This window comes from Micromonospora sp. NPDC051296 (assembly GCF_040682255.1).
In the GTDB taxonomy this organism is placed as follows: Bacteria; Actinomycetota; Actinomycetes; order Mycobacteriales; family Micromonosporaceae; genus Micromonospora; species Micromonospora craterilacus.
On record NZ_JBFBAO010000542.1, the window covers coordinates 1 to 3266 of the forward strand.

3 protein-coding genes are annotated in these 3266 nt (G+C 69.3%); 2 read left to right on the plus strand and 1 reads right to left on the minus strand.

Going from position 1 to position 3266, the window contains the following annotated elements; genetic code table 11:
- Positions 1-17: 17 nt before the first annotated feature.
- Complete coding sequence (gene adh / locus AB0M52_RS32515; protein WP_363961600.1) at positions 18-1523, plus strand: aldehyde dehydrogenase; 1506 nt, start codon at positions 18-20, stop codon at positions 1521-1523.
- Between the two features lie 80 nt (positions 1524-1603).
- Positions 1604-2002, plus strand: a complete 399-nt coding sequence (locus AB0M52_RS32520) for a DUF779 domain-containing protein (RefSeq protein WP_363961604.1) — start codon at positions 1604-1606, stop codon at positions 2000-2002.
- A 141-nt stretch (positions 2003-2143) separates the two neighbouring features.
- Here the strand turns inward: AB0M52_RS32520 and AB0M52_RS32525 are convergent, their stop codons facing one another.
- Complete coding sequence (locus tag AB0M52_RS32525; RefSeq protein ID WP_363961602.1) at positions 2144-2812, minus strand: DUF559 domain-containing protein; 669 nt, start codon at positions 2810-2812, stop codon at positions 2144-2146.
- Positions 2813-3266 lie beyond the last annotated feature (454 nt).

Consider the following 3266-nt stretch of genomic DNA (forward strand, 5'->3'; position numbering starts at 1 on the left):
GACGGCGGAGGTGCACCATGACGCGCTACGACGCGCCCACCCACTGGCAGTCCCGCTACGACCACTTCATTGGCGGCGAGTACGTCAAGCCGCACGGCGGGCGATACTTCGAGAACCCCACCCCGGTGACCGGGCAGACCTTCTGCGAGGTGGCCCGAGGCACCGCCGAGGACGTCGAAAAGGCCCTCGACGCCGCGCACGGCGCCGCCGACGCCTGGGGACGGACCCCGGTCGCCGAACGGGCGCTGATCCTCAACCGGATCGCCGACCGGATGCAGGAGAACCTGGAATCCCTGGCCGTCGCGGAGACCTGGGAGAACGGCAAGCCGGTACGCGAGACCCTGGCGGCCGACATCCCGCTCGCGATCGACCACTTCCGCTACTTCGCCGGGGCGATCCGGGCCCAGGAGGGATCGCTGGGCGAGCTGGACGACGACACCGTCGCGTACCACTTCCACGAGCCGCTCGGCGTGGTCGGGCAGATCATCCCGTGGAACTTCCCGATCCTGATGGCGACCTGGAAGCTGGCCCCGGCGCTCGCCGCCGGCAACGCGGTGGTACTGAAGCCGGCCGAGCAGACCCCCGCCTCGATCCACTACTGGCTGTCGCTGGTGGCCGACCTGCTGCCGCCCGGCGTCGTCAACATCGTCAACGGCTTCGGCGTCGAGGCGGGCAAGCCGCTCGCCTCCTCGCCCCGGGTGGCCAAGGTCGCGTTCACCGGCGAGACCACCACCGGGCGGCTGATCATGCAGTACGCCAGCGAGAACATCAAACCGGTCACCCTGGAGCTGGGCGGCAAGAGCCCGAACATCTTCTTCGACGACGTGAGCGCCGCCTCCGACGACTTCCTCGACAAGGCGCTCGAAGGATTCACCATGTTCGCCCTCAACCAGGGCGAGGTCTGCACCTGCCCGTCCCGGGCGCTGATCCAGCAGGGCCACTACTCCGACTTCCTGGCCGCAGCGGTTTCCCGCACGACGGCGATCAAGCAGGGCCACCCACTGGACACCGACACCATGATCGGGGCCCAGGCGTCCAACGACCAGCTGGAGAAGATCCTGTCCTACCTGGACATCGGCCGGCAGGAGGGCGCTCGCGTCCTGGCCGGCGGATCCCGCGCGGATCTGGGCGGCGAGCTGTCCGGCGGCTACTACGTGGAGCCGACCATCTTCGAGGGCGACAACTCGATGCGGATCTTCCAGGAGGAGATCTTCGGCCCGGTGGTCTCGGTGACCTCCTTCGCCGACCTGGACGACGCCGTGAAGATCGCCAACGACACGCTCTACGGCCTGGGTGCCGGCGTCTGGACCCGGGACATGAACACCGCGTACCGGGCCGGACGGGCGATCCAGGCCGGTCGGGTGTGGACCAACTGCTACCACGCGTACCCGGCGCACGCCGCGTTCGGCGGGTACAAGCAGTCCGGCATCGGCCGGGAGAACCACAAGATGATGCTGGAGCACTACCAGCAGACCAAGAACCTGCTGGTCAGCTACTCCCCGAAGAAGCTGGGCTTCTTCTGATGAGCGCTCCGGACGGCGCGGCCCACCGGGCCGCGCCGGCCCCCGGCGCTGTGGAGGCGGCCGGGGCGACGAGGGCAGCTATGGCGCCGCTGCGGCGGGCCGAGCCGTCGCCGGTGTCCGTCGCTCCGGCCGCCCCACCGACGGTCTCGGTGACACCAGCGGCGGCCGAGCTGATCCGTTCGCTGCGGGGGCAGCACGGGCCGCTGATGTTCCACCAGTCCGGCGGCTGCTGCGACGGCAGCGCCCCGATGTGCTACCCGGCCGGCGAGTTCCGCACCGGTTCGTCCGACGTCCTGCTGGCGGCTCTGGAAATCGAGGGGGTTGCAGAGCCGGTGGAGTTCTGGATGTCGGCGGCCCAGTGGGAGCTGTGGAAGCACACCCGGCTCACCATCGACGTGGTCCCCGGCCGAGGCAGCGGCTTCTCCCTAGAAGCCCCCGAAGGCCTCCGCTTCCTAACCCGCTCCCACCTAGCCACCTAACCCCACCCCACCCCCCTCGCGTCCCACCCCTCCACCCCTCACCTCGCCGATCTTGCACTTTCGGTCGCCAAAGTGTCTTTAAAGATGCTTTTGCCCCGACAAAAAGTGCAAGATCGGCGAGGTGGGGGTGGGTGGGGTGGGTCAGCGGAGGGCTTTGCGGATGGTGGCGACTATGTGCGTGGGGCGGCGGTAGAGGTCGCGGTCGGTGAAGTAGCGCATCCGCCAGCCATGGGCGTCGAGCCAGTTGACGCGGTCCCGGTCGTATCGGAGGCTTTCGCGGTCGAGGTGGGAGAGGCCGTCGTACTCGATGCCGATCCTGCGCTCGCGATAGCCCAGGTCGAGCCGGAAGCGGGCAACCCCGTACTCGTCGTGGACCCACAGCTGCGGCTCTGGCGGTGGCAGCCGCCCGTCCAGCAACACCAACCGCAACTGACTCTCCTGGCGGCACTCGGCCCGACCGTCCGCCAGCGGCACCAACTCGCGCGCCTGGCGTACGCCGCGCAGCGCCCGATGCGCGCCCATCTCGGCCATCAGATCATCCGGTGTCACCACACCAGATCTGAGAGCGCAGTCGAGGACAGGCAGCGCGTCGAGGCGACGCACCGTACGCGCCAGGTCGACGGCGCAGCGCGCCGCCGGCACACATGGCAGCCCGCGAACGACAACCGGCTGCACCGGCAGGACGGAATGATGCACGACCAGCCCGGGCAGCCGGGGCTTTGGCACCAGGGTCGGCACCTGGACGTGCACCAGATCGTCGCGCAACACACCGAAGCCGTACCGTCGGGCCGCGGTCTGCCTGGCGAGCATGGCGCCATCGGGGAGGCAGAGAATGAGCGCTCGCAGTTCGTCCTCGTCGTCGCAGGGTTGATCGGCATAAACACCCCGCCGTACGCGGCGCAGTTCCTCTCGGCCGACGCGCGTCCGAAGCCGACGGGCACTGAGTGTCCGCATCAGGCTCTCCACCCGCCACAGTTGAGTCGTCACGCAGGCACCCTGCCCTGCCCCCACCGCCCAACGCGACCCCTCACCCGCCCCCTGTGGACAACCACCCCACTGTGGAAAACCCCCACCCCACCCCCCACATCTGCTACCCCAACGCCCCACCCTCCGCTGCGATCTTGCAGTTTCGGTCGCCCATTCGCGAGCTTTGCCGGAAATGCGGCGACGAGAAGTGCAAGATCGCGGGGATGGGGTGGGAGGGGTGGGGAGGGGTGGGGGTGGGGGAGCAGTCCCCGTCCCGCAACCCGCGCGCCAAGGAGGC